Origin of the sequence: Nesterenkonia sp. DZ6 (genome assembly GCF_022565835.1) — a bacterium.
Classification (GTDB): Bacteria; Actinomycetota; Actinomycetes; order Actinomycetales; family Micrococcaceae; genus Nesterenkonia.
Genome location: NZ_JAJOYW010000003.1, coordinates 172431 through 197675 on the forward strand (window position 1 = coordinate 172431; position 25245 = coordinate 197675).

At 67.2% G+C, this 25245-nt stretch carries 23 protein-coding genes; 7 read left to right on the forward strand and 16 right to left on the reverse strand.

All coding sequences use genetic code 11. The features are described from left to right. Positions 1-202 precede the first annotated feature (202 nt). The 10 genes from rplI to LTH93_RS09360 all read right to left on the reverse strand — a co-directional run bounded on the left by rplI (position 203) and on the right by LTH93_RS09360 (position 9019). Positions 203-655 carry a 50S ribosomal protein L9 gene (gene rplI, locus LTH93_RS09315; RefSeq protein ID WP_241465700.1) on the reverse strand — a complete coding sequence of 151 codons (453 nt, stop codon included), beginning with the start codon at positions 653-655 and terminating at the stop codon, positions 203-205. Positions 656-688: 33 nt separating this feature from the next. Continuing rightward, positions 689-928, reverse strand: coding sequence for a 30S ribosomal protein S18 (gene rpsR, locus LTH93_RS09320; RefSeq protein WP_036475751.1), 240 nt, complete (start codon positions 926-928; stop codon positions 689-691). 114 nt (positions 929-1042) lie between these two features. Continuing rightward, the gene (locus tag LTH93_RS09325) at positions 1043-1639 is read right to left on the reverse strand and encodes a single-stranded DNA-binding protein (RefSeq protein WP_241465699.1); all 597 of its coding nucleotides are present in this window, start codon (positions 1637-1639) and stop codon (positions 1043-1045) included. Between the two features lie 56 nt (positions 1640-1695). After that, a complete protein-coding gene (rpsF, locus tag LTH93_RS09330; protein ID WP_241465698.1) occupies positions 1696-1995 on the reverse strand; it encodes a 30S ribosomal protein S6 in 300 nt (99 codons plus the stop codon). Positions 1996-2207: 212 nt separating this feature from the next. Continuing rightward, positions 2208-3527 (reverse strand): M18 family aminopeptidase, encoded by a 1320-nt coding sequence (locus LTH93_RS09335; protein WP_241465697.1) that lies wholly within the window; start codon positions 3525-3527, stop codon positions 2208-2210. Positions 3528-3575: 48 nt separating this feature from the next. Beyond that, on the reverse strand, positions 3576-4373 hold the full coding sequence (locus LTH93_RS09340; RefSeq protein ID WP_241470912.1) for a response regulator transcription factor: 798 nt from the start codon (positions 4371-4373) through the stop codon (positions 3576-3578). A gap of 94 nt (positions 4374-4467) precedes the next feature. Next, positions 4468-5889 carry a sensor histidine kinase gene (locus LTH93_RS09345; protein ID WP_241470789.1) on the reverse strand — a complete coding sequence of 474 codons (1422 nt, stop codon included), beginning with the start codon at positions 5887-5889 and terminating at the stop codon, positions 4468-4470. Further along, on the reverse strand, positions 5882-6784 hold the full coding sequence (locus tag LTH93_RS09350; RefSeq protein WP_241465695.1) for an ABC transporter permease: 903 nt from the start codon (positions 6782-6784) through the stop codon (positions 5882-5884). The genes LTH93_RS09345 and LTH93_RS09350 overlap by 8 nt, the downstream gene beginning before the upstream one ends. Continuing rightward, positions 6781-7692, reverse strand: a complete 912-nt coding sequence (locus LTH93_RS09355) for an ABC transporter ATP-binding protein (protein ID WP_241470790.1) — start codon at positions 7690-7692, stop codon at positions 6781-6783. Before LTH93_RS09355 ends, LTH93_RS09350 begins: the two co-directional genes overlap by 4 nt. Positions 7693-7726: 34 nt before the next feature. Further along, complete coding sequence (locus tag LTH93_RS09360) at positions 7727-9019, reverse strand: DUF418 domain-containing protein (protein WP_241470791.1); 1293 nt, start codon at positions 9017-9019, stop codon at positions 7727-7729. 137 nt (positions 9020-9156) lie between these two features. Between LTH93_RS09360 and LTH93_RS09365 the strand changes: the two genes are divergently transcribed. Continuing rightward, entirely contained in the window at positions 9157-10023 is an 867-nt protein-coding gene (locus tag LTH93_RS09365) for a potassium channel family protein (protein WP_241470792.1), read from the forward strand. Between the two features lie 40 nt (positions 10024-10063). On the opposite strand, the gene LTH93_RS09370 is transcribed toward LTH93_RS09365, so the two are convergent. Beyond that, positions 10064-11149: an inositol-3-phosphate synthase gene (locus tag LTH93_RS09370; protein WP_241465691.1), complete on the reverse strand. Its 1086-nt coding sequence runs from the start codon at positions 11147-11149 to the stop codon at positions 10064-10066. Between the two features lie 132 nt (positions 11150-11281). On the opposite strand from LTH93_RS09370, the gene LTH93_RS09375 reads away from it, so the two are divergent. Beyond that, positions 11282-12724, forward strand: coding sequence for a glycosyltransferase family 87 protein (locus LTH93_RS09375; protein ID WP_241470793.1), 1443 nt, complete (start codon positions 11282-11284; stop codon positions 12722-12724). On the opposite strand, the gene LTH93_RS09380 is transcribed toward LTH93_RS09375, so the two are convergent. Continuing rightward, entirely contained in the window at positions 12710-14134 is a 1425-nt protein-coding gene (locus tag LTH93_RS09380) for a CCA tRNA nucleotidyltransferase (protein ID WP_241465689.1), read from the reverse strand. The genes LTH93_RS09375 and LTH93_RS09380 overlap by 15 nt on opposite strands. A 123-nt stretch (positions 14135-14257) precedes the next feature. Here LTH93_RS09380 and LTH93_RS09385 point away from each other — a divergent pair, with 123 nt between their 5' ends. From LTH93_RS09385 to trxA, 5 genes are all read left to right on the forward strand, one after another. Continuing rightward, a complete protein-coding gene (locus tag LTH93_RS09385) occupies positions 14258-14812 on the forward strand; it encodes an NUDIX hydrolase (RefSeq protein WP_370642739.1) in 555 nt (184 codons plus the stop codon). A gap of 21 nt (positions 14813-14833) precedes the next feature. After that, entirely contained in the window at positions 14834-16603 is a 1770-nt protein-coding gene (murJ, locus tag LTH93_RS09390; protein WP_241470794.1) for a murein biosynthesis integral membrane protein MurJ, read from the forward strand. Positions 16604-16672: 69 nt separating this feature from the next. Further along, on the forward strand, positions 16673-18562 hold the full coding sequence (locus LTH93_RS09395; RefSeq protein ID WP_241470795.1) for a hypothetical protein: 1890 nt from the start codon (positions 16673-16675) through the stop codon (positions 18560-18562). 116 nt (positions 18563-18678) lie between these two features. Further along, on the forward strand, positions 18679-19689 hold the full coding sequence (trxB, locus tag LTH93_RS09400; RefSeq protein WP_370642740.1) for a thioredoxin-disulfide reductase: 1011 nt from the start codon (positions 18679-18681) through the stop codon (positions 19687-19689). 14 nt (positions 19690-19703) lie between these two features. Then, positions 19704-20030, forward strand: coding sequence for a thioredoxin (trxA, locus tag LTH93_RS09405; RefSeq protein ID WP_241465685.1), 327 nt, complete (start codon positions 19704-19706; stop codon positions 20028-20030). A gap of 108 nt (positions 20031-20138) precedes the next feature. On the opposite strand, the gene LTH93_RS09410 is transcribed toward trxA, so the two are convergent. From LTH93_RS09410 to LTH93_RS09425, 4 genes are all read right to left on the reverse strand, one after another. Continuing rightward, the gene (locus LTH93_RS09410; RefSeq protein WP_241470796.1) at positions 20139-21518 is read right to left on the reverse strand and encodes a ParB/RepB/Spo0J family partition protein; all 1380 of its coding nucleotides are present in this window, start codon (positions 21516-21518) and stop codon (positions 20139-20141) included. 1090 nt (positions 21519-22608) lie between these two features. Beyond that, a complete protein-coding gene (locus tag LTH93_RS09415) occupies positions 22609-23496 on the reverse strand; it encodes a ParA family protein (RefSeq protein ID WP_274616131.1) in 888 nt (295 codons plus the stop codon). A gap of 250 nt (positions 23497-23746) precedes the next feature. Beyond that, positions 23747-24496: a 16S rRNA (guanine(527)-N(7))-methyltransferase RsmG gene (gene rsmG, locus LTH93_RS09420; RefSeq protein WP_241470797.1), complete on the reverse strand. Its 750-nt coding sequence runs from the start codon at positions 24494-24496 to the stop codon at positions 23747-23749. A gap of 81 nt (positions 24497-24577) precedes the next feature. Next, positions 24578-25243, reverse strand: coding sequence for a Jag family protein (locus tag LTH93_RS09425; RefSeq protein WP_241470798.1), 666 nt, complete (start codon positions 25241-25243; stop codon positions 24578-24580). Positions 25244-25245 lie beyond the last annotated feature (2 nt).

The window sequence follows — 25245 nt, forward strand, 5'->3', positions numbered from 1 at the left end:
TGGGTGACCCTGCCGTGCCGGCCACTGATTGAAATTTGTACGACATCAACCATAACCGGCACCCGCCATTCGGCATTCCCCGCTCCGGAGGCCCGCCAACCTTCGGAGAATGCGCCCGCGGCGCGAGAAAGCCCCGGCCTCCTGAAGGAGTCCGAGGCTTTCTCAGGTCTCAGCCGCGAACGGCTGGGGTGCTGCGTGCTGCTTACTTCGAGCCGACGACCTGAAGGTCGAGGGTCGCTGAGACATCAGCGTGCAGGCGGACAGTCGCCTTGTAGTTGCCGACTGCCTTGATGCGTGCGGGGATCTCGACGGTGCGCTTGTCGATGGAGCCCAGGCCGGAGGCCTCGACTGCATCGGCGATCTGTGCGGAACCGACGGTTCCGAACAGGCGACCGGAGTCGCCGGTCTTCACGGTGATCTTCACGGGGGCAGACTGCAGCTTGGTGGCCACTGCCTGTGCTTCCTCGACCGTTGCGATCTCGCGAGCCTTGCGAGCGGAGCGCAGGCGCTCCACATCCTTTTCGCCGCCCTTGGTCCAGGCCATTGCGAAGCCACGCGGCAACAGATAGTTGCGTGCGTAGCCGCTTTTGACGTCGACCACATCTCCGGAGGCGCCGAGACCGGTCACTTCCTGAGTCAGGATGAGCTTTGCCATGGGTTGTTCCTTTCCTTCCCAGTCAGTCCTGGATCAGCCGCGGCCTGCGCCGGCGTACGGCAGCAGTGCGACTTCGCGAGCGTTCTTGATCGCCTGGGCGATCTTTCGCTGCTCCTGGACAGTCACGCCGGTCACCCGGCGTGCGCGGATCTTGCCTCGGTCGGAAATGAACTTCCGCAGCAGAGCGGTGTCCTTGTAGTCGATGACCGTGATGTCAGCAGCCTTCAGCGGGTTCGCCTTGGGCTTTGGCTTCTTGAGTTCAGCCTTTGCCATCGTGGTGCTCCTTTTCATTCTCGGAGCCCGCACCTGTGGGATGCGGGATGGTGAATAGTGTGTGAGTTCAAGCCGCTGTTCGCGGGCTTGAGGAGCGCGTGGCGCTTCTCAGGCTCAGAACGGTGGCTCGTTGTTGTCAGGGGTGCCCCAGCTTCCGCCGCCGGAGGGCTGGCCGCCCCACGGATCCTGCGGAGCGGAGTCGTTGCTCCACCCGCCGGAGCCGCCGGATGACGCGCCGCCGCCGGAGCCTCCTCCACCGAAGCCGCCGCCGGAGGCCGCGCCGGCGTTGCCGCCGGTGTTGCCTCCGCCGAAGCCGCCTCCGCCGCTCGGACGGCCGCCTTGGCCGCCGCTCGAACGCTGGACGCTGGCAGTCGCAAAGCGCAGCGAGGGACCGATCTCATCGACGTCGAGCTCCCAGGAGGTGCGGTTCTCCCCCTCCTTGGTCTGGAACGACCGAGCCTTCAGGCGGCCCTGCGCGATCACGCGGGTGCCCTTGGTGAGTGACTCAGCGGCGTTCTCTGCGGCTTCACGCCACAGGGAACAGCGGACGAAGAGAGTCTCTCCGTCCTTCCACTCGTTTGCTTGACGGTCGAAGAACCGCGGCGTAGACGCGATGGCAAAGTTGGAGACCGCGGCACCCGAAGGGGTGAAGCGGAGCTCTGGATCTGCCGTCAGGTTGCCTACAACGGTGATGATGGTCTCGCCGGCCATGGAAGTGCTCCTTGGTTGCTGGTTCGCCCTGACAGGTGGATGGACCACCTGGAGGATTATTCGATCTTCTGTTCCTCGGGGCGGGTGATCTTGGTGCGCATGATCGTCTCGTTCAGGCGCAGCAGTCGGTCGAGCTCGGCGGCGGCGTCGGGAGTCGAGTGGAAGTTGACGACGGCGTAGACCGCTTCCGTCTTCTTCTGAATCTCATAAGCCAGGCGGCGACGGCCCCAGACATCGACGTTGTCCACGGTGCCGCCGTCCTTCTTGACGACCTCCATGTACTTGCCGAGAGTCGGTTCCACGGTGCGCTCGTCAACCTCGGGGTCGACGAGCACCATCAGTTCATAGTGACGCATTGTGTTAACCCACCTCCTTTGGCCTTGCGGTCACGGGATTTCCGTAACAGGAGGGTCTATCTGCATCTGCATCTGAGCCCGTCCGTCCGACCCTCGGCATGAGGGCAGGATGAAACCAGGTCAGACAACCTGCATCATGATACCGGCTTTGCGCCAGCGTGACGAACGGGCCTGTTCAGCTGTGGAGATCGCGTGTGGGGTCGAGGCCGAGCTCAGCTGTTCAGCTCGGTGGTGAAGAAGCTCGCCACCGCGTCCCGCAGATGCTCGACGTCCTCGACCCCGCACATCTCCCGGGCCGAGTGCATCGAGAGCAGCGCGATCCCGACGTCGACGGTGCGGATCCCCAGCCGGGTGGCGGTGATCGGGCCGATGGTGGAGCCGCAGGGGAGGTCGTTGTTGGAGACGAACTCCTGGGTGGGGACGCCCGCGGCGCGGCAGACCTGGGCCCACATCGCCGCCCCCGGGGCGTCGGTGGTGTAGCGCTGGTTGGCGTTGATCTTCAGCAGCGGACCGCCGTTGGGCAGCGGGCGGTTCGCCGGGTCATGTCGTTCGGAGTAATTCGGGTGCACCGCGTGTCCGGCGTCGCTGGAGAGATGCCAGGAGGCGCTCAGCGCCTGCGCCCGCTGGGTGGCGGTGGCGCCGGGCTGGCCCGCCGCACGGCCGAGCCCCTCATAGATCCGGCCCAGCACCTCTTCCAGGAACGGCCCGGCCGCACCGGAGCGCGACGCCGAGCCCAGCTCCTCGTGGTCGAAGGCGGCGAGCATCGGAATGACCGCACCGGTCTCGGCCTCCTCGGCGGTCCCGATCAGGGCGCTGAGCCCGGCGTGGACCGAGGAGAGGTTGTCGAGTCGGCTCGAGGCGAGGAACTCCTGTGCCGCACCGAAGGTCGCCGGCGCCTGGGCGTCGGCGAGCACCACGTCGTAGCCGTCCACCTGGGCGGGGTCCACCCCGGCGGACTCCGCCAGCAGGGCCAGCACGTCGGCGGCCGCGGCCTGCTCGGTGGAGCCGGCGAGCCCCAGGATCGGGCTGGTGTGCGCCTGCTTGCCCAGCTTCAGCCCCTCGTTGACCTGACGGTCCAGGTGGATGGCCAGCTGCGGGATCCGGGCGACCGGGCCGGTGGCCGCCAGGTGAGTGGCCCCGTCACGGGTGACCAGGCGCCCGGCCAGGCAAAGCTCACGGTCCAGCCAGGAGTTCAGCAGCGGTCCGCCGTAGACCTCGACGCCGGCCTGCAGCCAGCCATTGCTGATCAGCGTGGACTTGGGCTTGAGCTTGAACCCGGGGGAATCGGTGTGCGCACCGAGGATCCGCAGCGGGGTGGTGGGTGCGGCGCCGGTGGGCACCACCCAGGCCAGCACGGCGCCGTCACGGACCACCACATGGCGACCCGGCTCGGTGGGCCAGTCCTGATGCTCGCCCAGCTGCGTGAATCCGGCGCTGACCAGGCGCTGCGCCGCCACGGCCGCCGCGTGATACGACGAGGGCGAGGCGCTCACGTAGGCGGCCAGATCTTCGATGAGCTCTTGTGCTGTCATGCCCGCCATCCTAATCAGCGGCCCCGACTCCGCGGAGCCGGAGCGGCACTAGAGCGGCCCGAGGAGTCCGGTCTGGAACACATAGACCACTGCCTGCACCCGGTCTCGGAGCTGCAGCTTGGTCAGGATCCGGCGCACGTGGGTCTTGACCGTGGCCTCGGAGAGGAAGAACTTCGCCGCGATCTCAGCGTTGGAGAGGCCCTCCGCGACGGCGAAGAGCATCTCGGTCTCACGCTGGGTCAGCGGCTCGCGCGGGATTCCGTCATCCATCGCCTCAGCGATCGCTCGCCCATCGGGCAGGGGTCTGACGGCATCGCCGACAGCCCCGACAGTCCCGGAAGTCCGGGCAGTCCGGGCACCGCCGCGCGCTCCGCGAGCCGCCCCGGCGCCGGGGCGCTCCGGTGCTGCAGGTTCGGTCGGGGCCCCGCCGCGCAGATAGACCTCCAGCAGCCGCTGGGTGATCCGCGGGGCCACCACCGCGTCGCCCTCTGCCACCACCCGTACGGCGTGGACCAGGTCCTCCGGGGTGACGTCCTTGAGCAGGAAGGCACTGGCGCCGGCCTGAAGCCCGGAGAAGGCGTACTCGTCCAGGTCGAAGGTGGTCAGGATGATCACCCGGGTCTGCGGGAACTGCGCGACCACCTTCGTGGTGGCCTCGATGCCGTCCATCCGGGGCATCCGCACGTCCATGAGCACCACGTCTGGACGTTGCGCCGGGGTGAGCGCCTGCAGCACCTGCAGCGCCTCGAGCCCGTCCGCGGCCTCGGCCACGACCTCCAGATCCTCCTCGCCCTCGAGGATCAGCCGGAAGCCCATCCTCAGCAGGTGCTGGTCATCGACCAGCATCACCTTCAGCGGACCCGTCCTGGGCTCCGCCTCGAGCGGTGCGGCCTCGGTGCGCGGTGGGCGTGCGGCGTCGTCGTCGATGTTTCTCACCTGGTCATCCCTTCTGCGGCGGTTCCAGCACCGCGCGCACCATCCAGCCCCGGCGCGCTGCCGGGCCTGCGTAGACCGAGCCGTTGTAGAAGCCGGCGCGCTCCTCCATGCCGTGGATTCCCTGCCCGCTGCCCACCGATTCGCGGCGCTCCCCATGGGTGGGGTGCACTCCGTCATCGGTGATCGTGAGCACCACCTGCCCGGCGGCGGGCATCCCCAGCGCGGCCTGGTCCGCGGCGCTGAGTCCCTCGCCGCGCAGCCGCCGAGCCTCTTCCGGATCCGGGCCGGGGCGGTGCTCGATCTGCACCGACACCTCGGTGACCTGGCGGCCATAGCGCAGCACATTGGTCAGCGATTCCTGGATGATCCGGTGCACGGTGAGGCCGAAGCCGGCGTCCTCGGGCAGGGAGGGTCCGGTGAGGCTCACGGTCAGCGGAAGGCCCGCCTGGCGGAAGTTCTCGTAGAGGTCCTCCAGCGATTCTCCGATCGGGCGCCGGGCGGCCCCGACGTCCTGACCCTCGCGCAGCACCCCGATCACCCGACGCATGTCCCCCAGCGCGGTGCGGCCGGTCCCGGAGAGCTCCTCCAGGACCTCTCCGGCGCGGTGCGGATCCTTGCGCGCCACGATCCGGGCACCGTCGGCCAGGGAGATCATCACCGAGAGGGAATGGGCGATCACGTCATGCATCTCCCGGGCGATCCGATTGCGCTCGGCCACCTGGGCCAGCTGCTGGCTGCGTCGGGCCCACTCCAGGACCTCCTGCTCATGGCTGCGGCCGCGGCGCACGGCCGCGCCGATGCCGGCGGAGCTTCCGACGCTGAAGAACATCGTCACCGCCAAGATGCTCAGCGACTCGAACTCGCTGAGTCCCATCGGATGGTAGTAGTTCTCCATCCACCAGCTGGGCCCGTGGCTGGAGGTCCAGATGTCGATGCGCAGAAACGACAGATAGCCCAGCACGGTGGCGGGAAGCCCGGTGATCAACCCCACCAGCAGCCCGCGCTGGAGCGCCACGGCGTAGGCGGCGAAGCACAGTCCCAACATCTGCACGCCCTGCCAGGGGTAAAAGAGCAGCAGCGCCGCCTCGGCCCCGGCGACGACCGCGAGCACGGTGAGCGGGCGGGAGCGGCGGAAGCACAGGGCCGCCGCGATGACGCCGTAGCCGCTCAGCAGCCACAGCGCGCCGCTGCCCAGATCGTAGAACGCGTAGGGGTAGACCCACAGGGTCAGCAACACATAGACACCGACGACCACCGCGTTCATCCACTTCGGATGCCGCCGGAACCATCCGCGCAGGCCGCGCCGGCGGACGATGGCGAGCTCCTCGAAGCCAGGCGGCATCGACTGCCCTGCGGGGGATTCAGACAGCGCCGGGGTGATCACGGCATCGACTCTACCGAGCCGGGCGACCCCGGGCTCAGGCATCACGTCGGGTGAACAGCAGCCATCCCGGGATCAGGACCACGCCGGCCCAGACCAGCAGCAGCGTGCCGGCCAGGGGCACCGACAGGTCTGTGGCCATCGAGGCGCTGCCGGCGATGAACTGACGCTGCAGCGCGAAGATCTCGAAGCGCATCAGCTCCTCGACCCAGCGGGCACCGTCCGTGAGCGCCAGCAGCAGACCCAGCATGATCGGTCCGCTGAACAGCAGCAGGCAGTAGCCGACCACCGCCCCGGCGGTGCTGCGCAGCAGCGCGCCGAGACCGAACCCGATCGAGGCGATGATGATCACCACCGCCCAGTGGCTGAGCACCATCCACCAGAGCTCGGGCTCCAGCAGCGGGGGCATCACGTCATGGAAGCCGGCGAGCGGCAGCAGGACCAGGACGCACAGCGCCATCAGCGCGGCGGTGATCGCGGCGATGAAGCCGCAGACCGCGAGCAGCTTGGCGGTGAAGAACATGGTGCGGTTCGGCACTGCGGCCAGCGAGGACCGGATCGAGCCCGAGGCGTGCTCGGTGGTGATCGCGACTGCGGCGAGCGCACCCATCAGCAGGGTGACCAGGGTGAAGCTGGAGAAGGCGTTCTCGAAGAGGCCGAGTCCGGTCAGCTGGGCACCGGCGCCCTGGAGCGAGGGATCGGAGAGCAGGTAGCGGGTGCTGAAGACGGTGGCGATCAGCGTGATGATCATCAGCCCGAAGGCGGCCAGGCAGAGCCACCAGTTCAGCCGCAGGCTGGTCAGCTTCAGCCATTCCGCGCGCAGCGCCCGGGAGAAGCTCACCTCGGCGGAGCCGAGCGCCGCGGCTGCGGCGTCTGCAGCCGGAAGGTCCTCGGTGGCGGGGTCGGTGCTTCCCGGGGCGCGGGAGGTGTTGGGGTTCATCTGAGTCCTCCGGAACGGTGTTCGACGTAGTCCCCGGTCAGCTTGAGATAGGACTCTTCCAGGGAGGAATGCAGCGGGGCCAGCTCGTGGAGCACCACGCCCAGCTCCAGCGCCCGACGGCCGATGCTTCGGGCATCCATACCGCGCACCTCGAAGGTCTCGGCATCCTGGGAGATCAGTGTGATGCCGGCTCCGGCCAGGGCGGCCATGAGCGCCTGGGAGTCCTCGGTGCGCACCAGCACCCGGGTCTCCCCGGTGGCGTCGATGAAGTCCCCCAGCGGCTGATCGGCGATGATCCGCCCCTGCCCGAGCACGATGAGGTGATCAGCGGTCAGTGCCATCTCTGACATCAGGTGCGAGGAGATGAACACGGTCCGGCCCTGGGCGGCGAGTCGGCGGACCAGCTGGCGGACCCAGCGCACACCTTCGGGGTCCAGACCGTTGATGGGCTCGTCGAAGATCAGCACCCCGGGGTCTCCCAGCATCGCCGCGGCGATGCCGAGCCGCTGACTCATCCCCAGGGAGTAGCTCTTGATCCGCCGGGAGGCCACGGAGCTGAGCCCGGTCATCTCGATGACCTCCTGGACCCGGGTCTTCGGGATGGCGTGGGTGGCGGCCAGGATGCGCAGCTGCTGCTCCCCGGTCCACCCCGGATGGCTCGCTCGGGCGTCGAGCACCGCCCCGACCTCGCGCAGCGGTGAGCGGTGTTCGGCGAAGGGTCTGCCGTTGATCGTGATCTGCCCGGCGCTGGGGCGGTCCAGCCCCATGGCCAGCCGCATGGTGGTGGACTTCCCGGCCCCGTTGGGACCCAGGAAGCCGGTGACCCGGCCCGGCTCCAGCGCGAAGCTGATCCCGTCCACCGCGGTTCGCTCACCGAAGGTCTTGCTCAGTCCGCTGGCTGTGATCATGCCTCCACGCTAGGTCCGCGCGGTGCGGGGCGCATCAGGCTGAAGGATGACTCTGCGCCGGTTTCACGGGAAACGGTGTGACGGCGTAGGTCCAGGCGCGCAGCGGAGCTTCCACGGGTCCGCGGTCGAAGAATCGCAGCCACAGGTGCGAGAGCCCGAGCTGTCCCAGCCAGAGCACGACGACGACGGCGCCCACCTGGCTCGCGCTCAGCTCTCCGGCCAGTCCCAGGCCCAACGGCGAGCCCAGCGCGGAGAAGAGCAGCGCCAGCACCAGGGACTGGCCCAGGTAGTTGCTCAGCGACATTCGCCCGGCCGGGGCCAGCACGCGCACCAGCCAGCCGAATGCCCGGTGGCGCAGGATCAGCAGCGCCGCGAGCACATAGCCGGTGGCCTGTATCGGTCCGGCGAGGAAGATCAGCCCGGCGCTGAGGGTGTCGGTGCCCAGTCCGCCGGCGCTCGCGTCCCCGCCCCAGACCATCCAGGCGGCGGTCACGCTGAGCGCACCTCCCACCACGAGAGCGGGCAGCATGATCGAGACGAGCCGCGTCGTCGTGATCTCTCCGGCGATGATGCGTTCGAGCATCCGGGCCCGTCCGATCACCAGTCCGAGCAGGAACGCGGCGAAGGCGATCGGTCCCTGCACCAGGAGCATCGAGGGCGCCACCAGCGCGTAGGCGCTGAGCTGGAAGGCCAGGTAGCTGCCCAGCCCGCCGGCATAGGCCCCGCGGGCCTCCTCGCCGGCCAGGATCAGTCCGGAGCTCTCCATCGCCTCGGGGCTCATCGCGGCGGCGTCCATCATCGGGGAAGACTCCAGCCACCAGGTCAGCGCGCCCAGGCCGAGGATCGCCAGCGCCACCACGGCCCAGAGCGCGGCGGCGAGCAGCACCGCCGCGCGGGTGCTGATCCTGCGCATGCCCAGCAGCGCGAAGCCGAGCACGGCATAGGCCAGCAGGATGTCGCCGACGAAGAGGAAGATCCCGTGCAGCACCCCGAGGATCGCCAGTGCGGTGAAGCGACGCTGCGAGCGGGAGACCTCGCTGACTCCGGCGCGATGCGCGGAGCTCCACTGCAGCACGAAGGAGAGTCCGAAGAGGAAGGAGAAGATCACATAGGACTTGCCCTCGAAGATCGCCGTGGCGGCGAAGGCCACCCACTGGTCAGCACCGGCGAGCGCCCCTGCGTCCGCTCCGGTGGCGCCCTCGGTCAGCCCGGCGGAACGCCCGCCGCCGGTGAGGTTCTCCGGAAAGGCGAAGTACCAGATGTTGACGGACAGGATCCCCAGCAGGGCCAGGGCGCGCAGCGCGTCGACGGCGTGAAGTCTCTCCATCCCCCCAAAATACCGGGACCTGCGCGTATCGCCCCACCTGAATCCGCTGGACACGATCCTTCTGGTGGAGCACGCAGGCCCGGAGGAGGAGGTGGGGCTATAGGGTCACCAGACACCATCAAGTCTCAGGAGTTTCTTTGGGCACCATACTGACCATCACCGGAATCGTCGTGATCCTGGTGGGCCTCTGGGACATGTTTCACCAGCTTCTGCACCCCCGCGGGTCAGGTCCGCTGAGCAGCCTGGTCTTCTCCGCAACATGGAAGATCGACCGGGCGACCAGACGCCGACTGAGCTGCGCGCTCGGTCCGGGCACGATGGTCGCCGTGATCATGCTGTGGGTGCTGATCCAAGGGGTGGGCTGGGCGCTGATCTACTACCCGCATGTCCCTGCCGGGCTCCTCTATGCCGATGGCGTTAACCCCGGCGACTACTCGACCTTCGCCGAGGCGCTCTACATCTCGCTGGTCTCGCTGGCGACGCTCGGATTCGGCGATGTGGTCGCCGTGGAGCCGTGGCTGCGGCTGGTGGCTCCGATCCAGGGACTCACCGGATTCGCTCTGCTCACCGGAGCGCTCACCTGGTTCATGCAGATCTATCCGCCGCTGCTCCGGCGCCGGACGGCAGCACTGATGCTCAACGCGCTGGAAGAATCCGGATTTCTGGAGAAGCTCTCCGCGCTGGCCCCCTCTGCGGTCCAGACCGAGCTCGACAGGTTGTCGGAGCAGATCGCGCAGATCTGTGTGGACCTCACCCAGCACAGCGAGACCTACTACTTCCGGGTCGACTCGGCCGCCGTGTCGATCTCACAGCACCTGCCCTATGCCCTCGCGCTGAGTCGAGCCGCGGCAGACAGCGGCTCGCTCGAGGTGCGGATCAGCGCAGCCCGGCTCGACTCACTGCTGGACCAGCTGGGCTCCACGCTGAGTCCCAGCTTCGTCCCCGGCAGGGACCTGGATGAGATCTTCGCGGCCTATGCCGCAGACCACTCCAGCGGCCGCTGATCGCCGTCGGAGGCCTGCCGGGACACGAGCTGACAGGTTCCTAGCGGTCGATCTCGCCGCGGATGAAGGCTTCGACCTTCTCGTGGGCGACGTCGTCATGGAACTGCTCCGGCGGGGACTTCATGAAGTAGCTCGAGGCGGAGAGCAGCGGTCCGCCGATCCCGCGGTCCAGCCCGATCCTCGCCGCCCGGATCGCGTCGATGATCACCCCGGCGGAGTTCGGCGAGTCCCAGACCTCCAGCTTGAGCTCGATGGACACCGGGGCGTCGCCGAAGTTCCGGCCCTCCAGGCGGATGAAGGCCCATTTCCGGTCGTCGAGCCACTGGATGTAGTCGCTGGGCCCGATGTGGACATCACGGTCGGCCAGCGGCGCGGAGGTGTTGGAGGTGACCGCCTGCGTCTTGGAGATCTTCTTGGACTCCAGCCGGTCGCGTTCGAGCATGTTCTTGAAGTCCATGTTTCCGCCAACGTTGAGCTGGTAGGTGCGGTCCAGGTGGACCCCGCGGTCCTCGAACAGGTGGGCCAGCTCGCGGTGCGTGATCGTCGCACCGATCTGAGACTTGATGTCGTCACCGACGATCGGGACCCCGGCGTCGGTGAACCTCTGCGCCCATTCGGGGGTGCCGGCGATGAACACCGGCAGCGCGTTGACGAAGGCCACCCCGGCGTCGATCGCGGCCTGGGCGTAGAAGCGGGCCGCGTCCTCGGAGCCCACGGGCAGATAGCAGACCAGCACGTCGGCCTGGGCCTGCTTCAGAGCGGCCACGACGTCCACCGGCTCGGCGGCGGACTCCTCGATGGTCTCCCGGTAATACTTCCCCAGCCCGTCCAGGGTCGGACCGCGCTGCACGGTGACCCCCGTGACCGGGACCTCGGCGATGGTGATGGTGTTGTTCTGCGAGGCGGTGATCGCCTCCGCCAGGTCCAGTCCGACCTTCTTCGCGTCCACGTCGAAGGCCGCGACGAAACTGACGTCTCGCACGTGATACTCCCCGAAGCGCACATGCATCAGCCCGGGGACCCGCTGATCATCGGGGGCGTCCTTGTAGTACTCCACGCCTTGGACAAGTGATGCCGCACAGTTTCCGACGCCGACGACGGCGACTCGGATGGGTTGTTCTGCCAAAGGTTTTCTCCTTGCGGGTCTTGCAGCTCGGTGGGCGTGACCCACCGGCAGCTAGAAGGTGATCTCAGTCATGACGGTGTCTCTGATCGAGAAGCCTATAGCCAGTCTGGGTCGGAGGTTATCGTGGACCCGATGATCCAGTCCCCGAAGGACGGCCCCCCGGTCGCTGCGACCCGGGATGATCCGCTGCTGCGGCACCTCTCGGAACGCTTCGGCGGACCCGCGGGGACACGGCTGCGCCCACGGAACTCTCCGGCCCAGGTGCTGCTGGGCCTCACCGTGCTCGGGATTCTGCTCTCCGCGCTGACCAGCCAGTACTGCCGAATCAACGGCTGGGGCGGGGCGGAGGTCTACCACGCGGGCTGCTACTCAGACATCAGTGCGCTCTTCCACCAGCGTGACCTCAGCGATGCGCCATGGGCCCCCCTGCTCGGCCCGGGCTACTTCGAGTACCCGGTGCTCACCAGTCTGGTCGCCGCAGTCCTGGCGGCCTCGACGCGCTTCCTGCTCGCCCAGGACGGGACCGCGGCGCTGGGCTGGTCCGCCGACCGCGCCTCGCTGCTGTATTGGGATCTCGGCTTTGCCGCCGCCGCCGTGGTGTGGCTGGTCCTGGTGCTGGTGGTGATGAAGGCCGCCGGGGCACGGCCCTGGGATGCCGCGATCGTGGCGCTCTCCCCGGCGATCATCTTCGGCATCGGGATCAACTGGGACATCTGGGCGGTGACCGCGCTGGCCCTGGCGATCCTTGCCTTCCACCGCGGAGCCTGGGTCAGCGCCGGGGTGATGATCGGCGTCGGGGTCTCCTTCAAGCTCTTCCCGCTCTTCATGCTGGGCGCCGTGCTGATCCTGGTGCTGCGCCGGGACACCGGGCTGGGGTTCGACGTCTTCCTGCGCGCCCTCGCCGGCGCGGCGGCCAGCTGGCTGGCGCTCAATGTTCCCGCGATGGTGCTCAGCTTCACCACCTGGTCCCAGTTCTTCGAGCTCTCGGTCGAGCGCGGCGCAGGGTATTCCTCGCCGTGGCACATCTGGCAGCTGATCGCGGAGGGCCGCGGGGGCTCCGGGCCGAGCCCCGAGACGATCTCGGGATTCTCCCTGGGACTCTTCGCCGCCGCCTGCGCGGGCATCCTGGTGCTGGGACTCCGGGCGAAGCACCCCCCTCGCATGGTCCAGCTGCTGTTCCTGATCGTGGCGGCGTTCCTGCTGCTCAACAAGGTCTATTCGCCGCAGTTCATGGTCTGGCTGATTCCGCTGATCGCCCTGGCGGCGCCGCGGTGGCGGGACGCGCTGGTCTGGCAGGGATTCCAGCTGCTGCACTTCTGGGCGGTGTGGATGTACCTGGCGGGCATCGTGGGGGATCACGATCCGCAGCATTCCTTCGACACCGCGCTCTACATCGCTGCGGTGCTGGGCCATATGGGCGCCACGATCTACCTGATGGCCCAGGTGGTGCTCGACATCCTGCGCCCGGACCGAGACCCAGTCCGACGTGCCGCGCGGGTCCCGCTTGGCCGACGCTCCGGGAGAACCTCGCAGACCTCGGCACAGACCCGGACCCAGGCCTCAGAGTTCCGCTGAGGCCCACTCCTTCAGGATGTCAACGGCTTCCGCCTCGGCCACCGGCCCGTGCTCCATGCGGTGTTCGAGCAGGAACTTGTACGCCCGGCCCACCGCAGGGCCCGGCGGGATCTGCAGCACGGCCATGATCTGTTCCCCATCGAGGTGCGGACGGATCCGGTCCAGCTGCTCACGCTCGGCCAGCTGCGCGATCCGCTCTTCGAGATCGTCATAGGCATGATCGAGCCGGGCGGCCTTCTTCTTGTTCCTGGTGGTCACGTCCGATCGGGTGAGCCGGTGCAGCCGCTGCAGCTGGTCTCCGGCATCGGTGACATAGCGGCGCACCGCCGAGTCGCTCCACCCCTGATCGCCGTAGCCGTAGAAGCGCATGTGCAGCTCCACCAGCAGGCTCACCGCGGCGATGCTGGCCTTGTCGAAGCGCAGCTCCTGCATCCGACGGCGGGTCTGCTTGGCGCCGACCACGTCGTGATGGCGGAAGCTGACCCCGCCACCGGGTTCGAAGCGCCGGGTCTTGGCCTTGCCGACGTCGTGCATCAGCGCCGCGAAGCGCAGCACGAAGTCCGGGCCGGGCACCGGGCCTTCAGTCCCGGTCTCCAGCGCGCAGGCCTGCTCCAGCACCTGCAGCGAGTGCTGGTAGACGTCCTTGTGCCGGTGGTGCTCATCGTCGGTGAGCTTCAGCGCGGGCACCTCGGGGAGCATGATCTCGGCCAGGCCGGAGTCCACCAGCAGGTCGATCCCGGCGCGCGGGTCCGCGCCGCAGATCAGCTTGACCAGCTCCTCGCGGATCCGCTCCGCAGAGACGATGCTCAGCCGCTGCGACATCTCGGTCATCGCCGCGCGCACCTCAGGGGCGACCTCCATGCGCAGCTGGGAGGCGAAGCGCGCCGCCCGCATCATCCGCAGCGGGTCATCTGAGAAGGACTCCTGCGGGGTGGCGGGAGTGCGCAGCAGCCTCAGATGCAGGTCTTTTACGCCGCCGTGCGGGTCCACCAGTTCGAAGCTGGGCAGCTTCAGCGCCATCGCGTTGACCGTGAAGTCGCGCCGGACGAGGTCCTCGTCCAGGTCGGTGCCGAAGTTGACCTGCGGCTTGCGCGAGCCCGGGTCGTAGGCCTCGGCCCGGTAGGTGGTGATCTCGATGGTGTCATCACCCTTGCGGATGCCGATGGTTCCGAAGTCCCGGCCGATGTCCCAGTGCGCCTCGGCCCAGCCGGAGACCGCCTCGATGATCTGATCCGGGGTGGCGGCGGTGGTGAAGTCGAGATCCGGGGAGGTCCGGCCCAGGAAGAGGTCCCGGACGGGACCGCCCACCAGGGACAGCTCGAAGCCGCGGGCGGCGAAGCGTTCGCCGAGTTCGACGACGACGTCGGGCAGCCAGGCGCCGTCAGGGAATCCAGAGGGAAGGTAAGGCATAGCGGAAACAGTGTCCCATATGCCCCGCCGACAGAAGCCCGCATCCGCGCCAGCACCGGCATGCACGCTCGGCGAAGTCCACCGCGACGGGATCTTCGCGGCACTCCGATTAGAGTGTTCGGTATGAACAGACCGGAGACCGGCGATGAACGGCGCACCCCATTGACAGTGTCAATGGGTGCCCGGCGCATGCCGGCTCGGCAGACCACGCGGCAGCAGGGGAGCCTTCCGACGGTCGAAGAGGTCAGCGCCGGCGGGGTGATCATCCGCCCGGCCTCCAACGGCTTCGAGGTCGCCATCATCGCCCGCTACAACCGCGGCGGACGCCTTGAATGGTGTCTTCCCAAGGGCCACCCCGAGGGCACCGAGACCTTCGAGGAGGCCGCGCTGCGCGAGGTGGCCGAGGAGACCGGCGTCGAGGGCGCCATCCTGACCTCCCTGGGCAGCATCGAGTACTGGTTCACCGTCCCCTCGCACCGGGTCCACAAGACCGTGCACCACTACCTGATGGAAGCCGTGGGCGGGGAGCTGAGCATCGAGAACGATCCCGATCATGAAGCCGTCGACGTCGCCTGGGTGAGCATGGACGCGCTGGATCGCACCCTGTCCTTCCCCAATGAGCGCCGGATCGTGAATCTCGCCCGAGCGGTGATCGATGAGTCTGTGCAGTCCAGCTGATCCGGCTATAGTCCACTGACGATGACTGCCGCTTCCCCCGGTCAGACCGAAACCGGTCCACCGCCGCCTCCGCCCTCGACTCCCTCGACCCCGGACCCCACGGCCGATCAAGGCCACCTTCCCGCCAAAGGCCTTGCCCGGGCCAGCGCGATCATGGCAGCCGGAACGCTGGTGTCCCGGGTGCTCGGCATCGTGCGCACCGCGCTGCTGGCGGTGGCGATCGGCTCGACCACGCTGGTGGGCGATGTCTTCGAGAAGGCCAACACGGTCCCCAACGTCGTCTACCTGCTGCTCGCCGGCGGGATGTTCAACGTGGTCCTGGTCCCGCAGCTGATCAAGGCCGCGCGGCGCTCGGATCGGGGCGCCGACTACACCTCCCGGCTGCTCACGCTGACCATCACCGTGCTGGCGGCGTTCACCGTGCTGCTCACCCTGGCGGCATATCCGATCATCCTCACGCTGACCCGCAACTGGACCGAACCGATGCTCGCGCTGGGCACGGCCTTCGCGGTCTGGACGCTGCCGCAGATCTTCTTCTACGGGCTCTACGCGGTCACCGGCCAGGTGCTCAACGCCAACGCCCGCTTCGGCTGGTACATGTGGGCTCCGGTGCTGAACAACCTGATCGCCATCGGGGTGATCCTGAGCTTCATCATCACCTTCGGCCAGTACGCCGCCAGCGACGATCAGCTCACCGAGTGGACCGCGCAGCAGACCATCTGGCTCGCAGCGGGCCACACCGTGGGCATCATCGCCCAGGCGCTGCTGCTGCTGTGGCCGCTCTCCCGGCTCGGGCTGCGGCTGCGCCCGAAGTTCGGACTCAAGGGCATGGGCCTGGCCTCCACGGGCCGGATCGCCGGGTGGACCCTGGTGACGATGCTCATCGGCAACGTCGCCAACCTGCTCTACATGCGGCTGATCTCCGGTGCGACGGCCACCCGTGAGGAGATGGGAGAACTCGGCGCCTCGGTGCCCGGGGAGTATGCCGCCAACGTCGCGGAGCTGATCGCGATCCTGCCGCACTCGGTCTTCGTGCTCTCGATCGCCACGGTGCTGTTCAACCAGCTGGCCCGCGCCATGGATCTGGGCCGCTACGGCAGGGCCCGGGAGATCATCAACGAGGGGCTGCGGATCTTCGCCATCCCGGTGATGTTCTGCATGGTGGCGGTGCTGGTCCTCGCCGGCCCGCTGGGGCGGATCTTCGGCGGCGCCGCGGCCGACGCCAACCTCGCCGGCGCGGCCATCGGGCAGCTGCTGGTGCTCCTGGCTCTGGGCATGCCCTTCCGCTCAGCCAGCTTCTACCTGATGCGGGTCTTCTACTCGGCCGAAGACGCCAAGACCCCGATGTTGATCTACGCGATCATCGCGGTGGTGGGGCTGACCACCGCCTACGGCCTGGCCGGGGTCATCCCCGAAGAGCAGATCCCCTACCTGGTGATCGGGCTCTTCACCGCGCTGCACATGCTGCAGTACCTGATCTGCCACCTGTTGGTGGTCCGGCGCTGGGGCGGCTTTGACTTCGCCTCCGTGCTCAGCGCGTATCTGCGCTCCGGAGCCTGCGCGGGTGTGGCTGGACTCGCCGGCGCCGCCGTCCTCTGGCTGCTCGGCGGCTATGACTGGGGCTTCGCCTGGGACTCCATCTTCACCGCGGTGATCAGCTGCGCCGTCGTCGGTGTGGTGATGGCGGTGGTCTTCGTGCTGATGCTGCGCTGGCTGCGCGTGAATGAGTTCACCGCGGCGATCGCGCCGCTGGCCAGGCGAGTTCCCGCACTGTCTCGCCTGGCCCGGTAGGCTTGACCACGATGTGAAGCTGGTCGCCTGAGTTGGGCGCCAGGATGTTTCCCGGACCGAGGAGGACTTGTGGCGCAGCCTTTCGGCGTCGGCGATGTAGTTGGTGGGCGGTACCGCATCACCCATCACGTGGTGACGTCAGCTGATCAGGACATCGTCTTCCAGGCGAGCGACGAGGTCCTCGACCGAGACGTCAGCATCCTGCTGGCCTCACGGTCCAACGCCAAACAGGTGGCCACCTCCGCGCGCGAACTGGCGATGGGCTCCCGCGACTCCGACGTCCAGGTGCTCGATCTCGGCCTGGCCGAGGAGCGGACCTACCTGATCTCCTCGCTGGTGGATCCAAACACCCTGCTGGATCTGGTGGTGCCTGACACCGCGCCCTATGTGGAGCCCTTCTTCACCGATTCGCTGGGCTCCGAGCTCTTCGGACAGTCCCGCGTGATGGAGCCGGAGACCTACGAGGACGACGACGAGTACTACGCCGGACTGCATGTGGGCTCCACCGATGACCGGCCCGAGGATCACGCCCGACGCTTCCGCCGGCGTCGGCCCGCCTTCCTGGACAAGGTCTCCGACTCGCTGAACCGCCGGCTGAACACCGAGACCGACGCCGCCGCCCTGGCAGTCGCTGAGGGACAGGCTGAACAGGGCCGTGCGGCCGCCGCAGCGTACCTGCGCAGCGACATGGAGGTCACCAGCGCAGACCCCGCAGCGGACACCCAGGAGGACTTCTCCGGCACCCGGGACACCGCCGCCCCCGCCGCCTCGGGTGCTTCTGCCGCAGCTTCCCCCGCCCCAGGCTCCGAGTCCACGGTCTCGGACGACTCCAGCGCCGCCGCGGGTGCGCCCACCGAGGACGAGGCCGCCTGGGTCGCCGAGCACGGCGACTCAGCCGCTGCCGCCGAGCCCGCGGAGATGCAGGCCTCGGAGCTGCCCGACGGTGACGAGGTCGTGGACAACCCGCCGGACTCACTCGTCGATGACTACGACCTGCCACCCGCCCCGGCCCACGCCCCGCTTCCCGGGCCGCCCAGATCCCGGCGACTCAGCGATTCGGTCTCCTTCACCGGACTGATTCGACCCGTCCCCCGCGTCGAGGACGAAGCGGCCATGCAGGCCTCCGCAGCGGCCGCTCCTGCGCTGGACCTTTCCGGCGCGGCGCGCGTCGAGCGCCCCGGCTCCGAGTCCGCAGGCCCTCCTGCTGCGGCCGCCTCCGGCGCAGCCGCAGGTCCGCCGGCCGAAGAGCCCAGCGACACAGACTTCAAGGACGAGAAGCCCGGCATCGGCCGCTGGGTCACCGCAGCAGCGCTGGCGGCGCTGCTGGTGGTCGCCGCGGTGATCGTGTTCCTGAACCTGCGCGGCGGCGAGACGCCCGACACCGCCGCCGGGCAGGATCAGGTCGACGGGACCGAGGACGCCCCCGCGGAGGAGAATGGGGACGCAGAAGCTGACCAGGAAGGCTCCACCGAGGAGTCCGCCCCTGACGAAGACGCCGGAGTGGAGCCGGAGATCGCGAACATCACCCGCGTGGTGCCCGACTCTCCAGACCTCATCGCCGACCGCGACGGTCAGCTGGCCAATCTCTTCGACGGGGACACCTCCACCACCTGGGTCACCCTGTCCTTCGCGACCGCTGATTTCGGCGGATTCAGCTCCGGCGTCGGCCTGGTGGCTGAACTCGAGGAGCCCGCAGAGGTCTCCGCGGTCACGCTCACCCAGGAGGGCGGGTCCTCCGGGGGATCCTTCGAGGTCCTGGTCAATGACACGCCGAGCTTCGAGGGCGCAGAGCAGGTCGGCGACGGCACCCTGAACTGGAACGAGACGACCGTGGAGGTCGAGACCGAGGGGGAGGCCGCCTACGTGATCATCAACATCACCGAGCTGCCCAGTCAGGACGACCCCAACGCCGCTGGACTCCCCTTCAGCACCGAACTGGCCGAGATCAGCCTCGACTGACCCCGGTCCGCTCAGTGGGGTCCCGCGCATCGCTCCAGTAGGCTGGCGGGTGATGGAATAGGTTGAACATCGATGATGTTCAATATTCCAGACACCACGACCGTTGCTAAGGACATGTGATTGTGACTGAACAGACCCCTGACCAGGTTCACGACGTGGTCATCATCGGCTCCGGCCCTGCTGGCTACACCGCGGCCGTCTACATGGCTCGCGCAAACCTCAAGCCCATCATGCTCACCGGATCTGTGACCGCCGGAGGGGAGCTGATGAACACCACCGACGTGGAGAACTTCCCCGGCTTCCCCGACGGCATCATGGGCCCGGACCTCATGATGAACATGGAACAACAGGCCCGACGCTTCGGAACCGACATTCGCCACGAGGACGCCACCGAGCTTCTCCTGGACCGGCCGATCAAACAGATCACCACGGGCGCCGGAGACGTGCTGCATTCCCGCGCGGTGGTGCTCGCCACCGGCTCGGCCTACCGTGAGCTGGGCGTGCCCGGCGAGAAGGCACTCTCCGGCCACGGAGTCAGCTGGTGCGCGACATGCGACGGGTTCTTCTTCCGGGATCAGAACATCGCCGTGGTCGGCGGCGGCGATTCCGCCATGGAAGAGGCGCTGTTCCTGACCAAGTTCGCCTCCAAGGTCACTGTCCTGCACCGCCGACAGGAGCTGCGCGCCTCACAGATCATGATCGATCGGGCCAAGGCCAACGAGAAGATCGAATTCATCTGGAACACCGAGGTCACCGAGGTCCAAGGTGAAGGCAAGGTCAGCCGCCTGATCCTTCGCGACACCACCACCGGCGCACCCTCATCCCTGGATGTGACAGGTCTCTTCGTCGCTATCGGTCATGACCCACGCACGGAGCTCTTCAAAGATCAGATCACCTTGACCGAGGACGGCACGGCATGGGTCGACGGACGCAGCTCCAGGACCTCGCTGCCCGGCGTCTTCGCCGCCGGCGACGTCCTCGATCCGACCTATCGTCAGGCGATCACGGCCGCAGGTTCTGGCTGTGTGGCTGCCCTCGACGTCGAGCACTGGCTCGCGGACACGCTGAACTCCGACGCGGCCGAAGTGCCCTCCCCCCAGACTCACACCTCACCTGTACCGCTCTAAGGAAGGAGATCTCTATGTCAGATCTCAAGAACGTCACCGATGCAAGCTTCGAGCAGGACGTCCTGAAGGCCGATAAGCCGGTCCTCGTGGACTTCTGGGCCGAATGGTGCGGCCCTTGCCGCATGTTGACCCCGATCCTCGAGGAACTGGCCGCTGAGAACCCCGAGAAGATCGAGGTCGTCAAGGTCAACGTGGATGAGAACCCAGGCACCGCCGCGAAGTTCGGGATCACGTCGATCCCCGCTGTCTACGCCTTCAAGGGCGGCGAGCATGTCCAGTCCTCCATCGGCGCCAAGCCGAAGCAGGTCCTGGAGCAGGAATTCGCCGACCTGCTGAAGTAGGCGCTCGTCGCACTTCGTGAGGCCGAACAGGTGGGGCCCGGAACGCATCAGCGTTCCGGGCCCCACCTGTTTCACGTGAAACCCGGCCGGCTCATCAAGACTCGGACTTCATGAACGAGAACCGATCATCTCCATCAAGCGGTGCAGATCGTCGATGGAGCCGAAGTCGATGGCGATCCGGCCCTTCTTCGCCCCCAGGGTGATCTTGACCTGGGTGTCCAATCGATCGGTCAGGGCGTCGGAGAACTCCTCCAGCTGGCGCACCCGCGGACTCTTCGCCCGCTCACGGCCGAGATCGCCGCTGCCCAGATCGCGCTGCGCAAGCGTCACGGCTTCTTCTGTGCCGCGCACCGAGAGTCCCTCCGCCACGATCCGTCCGGCCAGCTGATCCATCTGCTCCTGAGACTTCAGCCCCAGCAGAGCGCGCGCATGTCCCGCGGAGAGGACCCCGGCGGCGACTCGCCGCTGCACGCCGGGGGGGAGCTTCATCAGCCGAAGGGTGTTGCTGATCTGCGGGCGAGACCGGCCGATGCGCTCGGCAAGTTCGTCCTGGGTACAGTTGAAATCATCGAGAAGTTGACGATATGCAGCTGCTTCCTCCAAGGGATTGAGCTGTGATCTGTGGATATTCTCTAAAAGAGCGTCGCGGAGAAGGTCGTCGTCGGCGGTCATCCGGACAATCGCCGGGACCGTCTCGCGGTCTGCGGCCTTCGAGGCTCGCCAGCGTCTCTCGCCCATGACCAGTTCGAAGTGATCAGGACCCGCCGGACGCACCACGATGGGCTGCAGCACACCGATTTCGCGAATGGAGTGGATCAACTCATCCATGTGCTCTTCGTCGAATTCCTGGCGCGGCTGACGCGGGTTCGGCACGATGGCGTCGACCGAGATGGATCGAAACTCTGCACCGTCGACAGATCCGCCGGTTTCACGTGAAACAGAGCTGGTCCAGGCCCCCTCCGGCACAGATGCGGTCTCGACTGCGGCTGTGGGACCCGTTTCCTCGCCGACGTGCTGCTCAGCAGTCGAGCGTGGATCCGTGGCTGCAGCAGGCTTCGCGGCGGCAGGCTTGGCACCCGCTCGGGACAGCACATCTGGCATCGGTGCCCGCTGACCAGCCGTCGCGCGACGCGACGTCGTGCCTGGCTTGGAGATCGTGGCTGATTCCCGGGCAATGACCTGTCTATCGAGGTCTGCCTTCGCCGAGAAGAACACGTCGATGGGGCGAGGAGCAGCGGGGCGCGACTCGCGCGTTTCACGTGAAACCTGCTGGGCAGGTTCCCATGAGTCGCTCGGAGCGACCGATTCCGCGTCTTCAGTCGCCTCCGTCTCCCGAACCGGTTCGACGACCTCAGCCGGCTCAGCCGGCTCAGCCGGCTCAGCCGGCTGGGCCGGCTGAGCTGCCTGGGCTGCTTCCGCTTCCTGAGCGTCACTATTGATCAGTGCGCCCAAGCCTCGACCAAGACCGCGCCGCTTTCGTTCTGCCATTCGGCAGCCTCCTAGGAGATAGAACTGGAACCGCTCAGTGTGAATGGCGGCGACATCTATTCTACGGAGCAAACAGGTGCGAATGGGCCAAGCGAGGGGTAATGGGTGGGAGTTTCACGTGAAACGCCGCGCATCGGCGGAACGCGGCGTTCGAGTCGAGAAGGTCAGCTGTATAGCCCCTGTTCAGACCCAGCTGATGGCCTTCTTTGCGCTCAGCAGTCCATCCGTCGGCCTGACAAGACCCTGGCATCCATCATCCGGTCGGCGTGTTCCACGTGAAACACCCCATTGTCGCTGCAGTTATGGGAAACGAGTGCGCTGCGGGGCTGGTTTCACGCGAAACGCCGCCGAATACCGGATCGCAGCGTTGCAGTCAGAGATCCGGGTGGCAGAACCCTTCTCGACGCCACCGATGGAACCTCCTGGACTCCAGTGCGTCGACCCTCGGACGAATGAGGCTCAGCCGTCCGAAGAATCTTCGGCGTGTTCCACGTGAAACGTATTCGCGGCGGGACGGTCGAGAGAGTAGAACACTTCCACGGGCTGGTTTCACGTGAAACGCGCGCAGGCGCCCCTGGCGCGGCACGATCGTCAGCGTCTTCTGCTGTTCTGCCCGGTCGGGTCGCTGGTCGCGAGCCAACCGGTGGTCACGGCAGCGAGGATCCCACCCGAACAGTGACGCCGGTCCAACTTACCGTCTGCGTGTTCCACATGAAGCCACACCGCCCATCGACTGCCTGAGGCAGGGCAGCCTGGCTCAGACATGCATGGGTTTCACGTGAAACGAACGCAGATCGCATCGTCATGGGCACAAGAGCCGCTGATTCTCGGCCTCCAAGACGCGCGAGCTGATCAGTGTCGGTTGATGATTCGCCAGACCGCCCGGCTGACTCCTTGGAGACACACCGACGGTCGTCGGGGTCCCAGGGATCCACGGTGCACCGCAGTGACCAGCGCAGGAACTAGAGCATGCGCGTGAGGGTCAAAGGGCGTTTCACGTGAAACAGGGTAGTCGAATCGCCGCGCCACGAGCGCGAGATTCGGTCACGCACCACAGTAAAGACTGCTCAGAAACAACAATCGTTCCAGGTCAGGAGCGTTGCACGAGCTCAGCAGCGGCCTCAAGGTAGGCCAGGGCGCCGGTGGAGGAGCGGTCGTAGGTGATCACCGTCTGCTGGTACGAAGGAGCCTCGGAGATGCGCACGCTGCGCGGAATGACGGATTTCAACACCGACTCGGGGAAATGCTCGCGCACTTCTCCCGCGACCTGGGATGCCAGGTTTGTGCGACCGTCATACATCGTCAGAAGAATCGTGGAGACCTTCAGAGGCGGATTCAGGTGCTTCTGGATCATGCCGATGTTGTTCAACAGCTGACTCAGCCCCTCCAGCGCGTAGTACTCACACTGGATCGGAATCAGGACTTCCTGGGCGGCGACGAAGGCGTTCACAGTCAACAGTCCGAGGCTGGGGGGACAGTCGATGAAGACGAAGTCGAGTCGCTCGAGGCCGTTCTCCTCGCGATACCGGTAGTACTCGGCGAGCGCGCGGGCGAGCCGCTGTTCCCGAGCAACCAGGGAGACCAGCTCGATCTCCGCACCGGCGAGGTGGATCGTGGCCGGCACCACTTGGAGTCGAGGCACGTCCGGGCAGTCAGCGACGACATCGGCGAGGGCGAAATCCTCGATCAGCACGTCGTAGACGGAATCGGTGTCCGCCGAGTGATCCACGCCCAGGGCTGTGGAGGCGTTTCCCTGCGGGTCGATGTCGATCACCAGCACGTTGAATCCCTGATCGGCCAGTGCGGCGGACAGGTTCACGGTGCTTGTGGTCTTGCCGACCCCGCCCTTCTGATTGGAGACGGTGATGGCCCGGGTGTGGCTGGGGCGGTTCAACTCAGTGGTCGTGAGTTTCTTGCGTCGGCGATTCTCGTCCGCGAGTTCAGCGGCCAGGGGAGAGGACGCGGCGAGGGACTCCAGGATCGAAGAGCCCTCTGCAGTGCTCGCGGCTGCTTCGGCGGCCTTGGCGGCACCACTGGTTTCACGTGAAACGCGCTTCTCCTGCACGGGCCATCCTTTCCTTGTCATGACTGGAGCACCTGGCGGTGCCCATCACCCCGGAGAGACCGCGGCGTGGGCACAGATACGAGTCTAGGCCACTGCCGTCACCTGGCACCCCCCGCGCCTTTGGAGCGGCATGGGGTCGAGCAGGACCCTGGATGAGCCGAAGCTAGCGCGGTCCGGCGGACCGACGGCGGCAACGCACCACTGTGCTGGGCTCCTCAAGGAGGCCCTCGCCGAGAAGCTCGACGGTGGGGTTTGCCAGCTTGTGCTTGCTGAAGGACTTTCCGGCCGCGGCGATCTCCCCACGGGCGCTGCGTCCCTTGATGAGCATCAGCTCGCCGTCGTCATCGAGCAGCGGAACCGTCATGGGCAAAAGCTTTTTTAGTGCTGTCACGGCGCGAGCGGTGACCACATCGGCCATGACCTCGTCAGTGACTTCCTCAGCGCGTGCCCGGATGAGCTGGACGTTGTCGAGCTCGAGATCCTGGACCACGGTGCTGAGCCACTCGACTCGGCGTTCCATGGGTTCGATCAGAATGAACTCGACGTCGGGGCGCGCGATGGCCAGGGCGAGGCCTGGAAGGCCCGCCCCTGTGCCGACGTCGGCGACCGTGGTCCCTGCCGACAGCTCAGGGCCCAGCACAGCGCAGTTGAGCACATGCCGCGACCACATGATGGGTACCTCCCGCGGACCGAGCAGGCCATGCTCGATGCCGGTGGAGCACAGGTGTCCCACGTACCGCTTCGCCAGGTCCAGGCGCTCACCGAAGAGCGTCTCTGCAGCGCGCTGCTCCTGCTCGGTGAGCTCGGGAGCCTCGAGCGACGGTCCCTGTCCGGGGACCTCCGGCTCACCGAGCTGGGCGTCGTTGATCTGCTCGGCGATGGCTGCTTCGCGGTCGTCCTGGGGCTCACTCATGACTTGCTCCTTGGGGGAAGAACCGGATCCTCGGCTGTTCTGAGCTGCGGCGTATCGGACGCCAGCGGCAGATGGACGCGCTCAGGCCGGTGAGATGACCACGTGGCGGCGCTTGCCTTCACCCTCGGACTCGCTGATGAGTCCAGAGTCGGCGACGAAGTCATGGACGATCTTGCGCTCATAGGCACTCATCGGTTCCAGGTGCTCGTCCTCGCCCCGGTCCCTGACCTTGGCGATCGCGCTCTCGGCCTGCTCCTTGAGCTCCTCCTGGCGCTGGTCGCGATGTCCCGCGATGTCCAGGATCAGCCGAGTCCGCTCGCCGGTGGCGGTGAGCACGGCGAGCCGAGTCAGCTCCTGCAGCGCATCGAGGACCTCGCCGCGGTGTCCGACGAGGTCATCGAGCTCTTCGCCGCCGTCTTCGGTCACGATGGAGACGTACGTGCGTCCCCCGCGGACCTCGATGTCGATGTCACCGTCCAGATCAACGATGTCCAGCAGCTCTTCGAGATAGTCAGCGGCGATGTCACCCTCGTCGGTGGCACCTCCAGCGGCGGGCTTGTCGCCCTCAGCATCATCCCTGGGGGCCTCTGCATCGTCGCTGGGGGCCTCGGCGGCCTCGTCGCTCACCGGAGCGGCTTGACCCGCTGCGGCGGCGCTGTGCTGCTGTTCAGACGGCGCATCCTGCTCGGGGGTCGAGTCCTGCTCGGGGGCGTCCGTCTCGCTCAGCTGGGTCTCGTTCTCGCTCATGG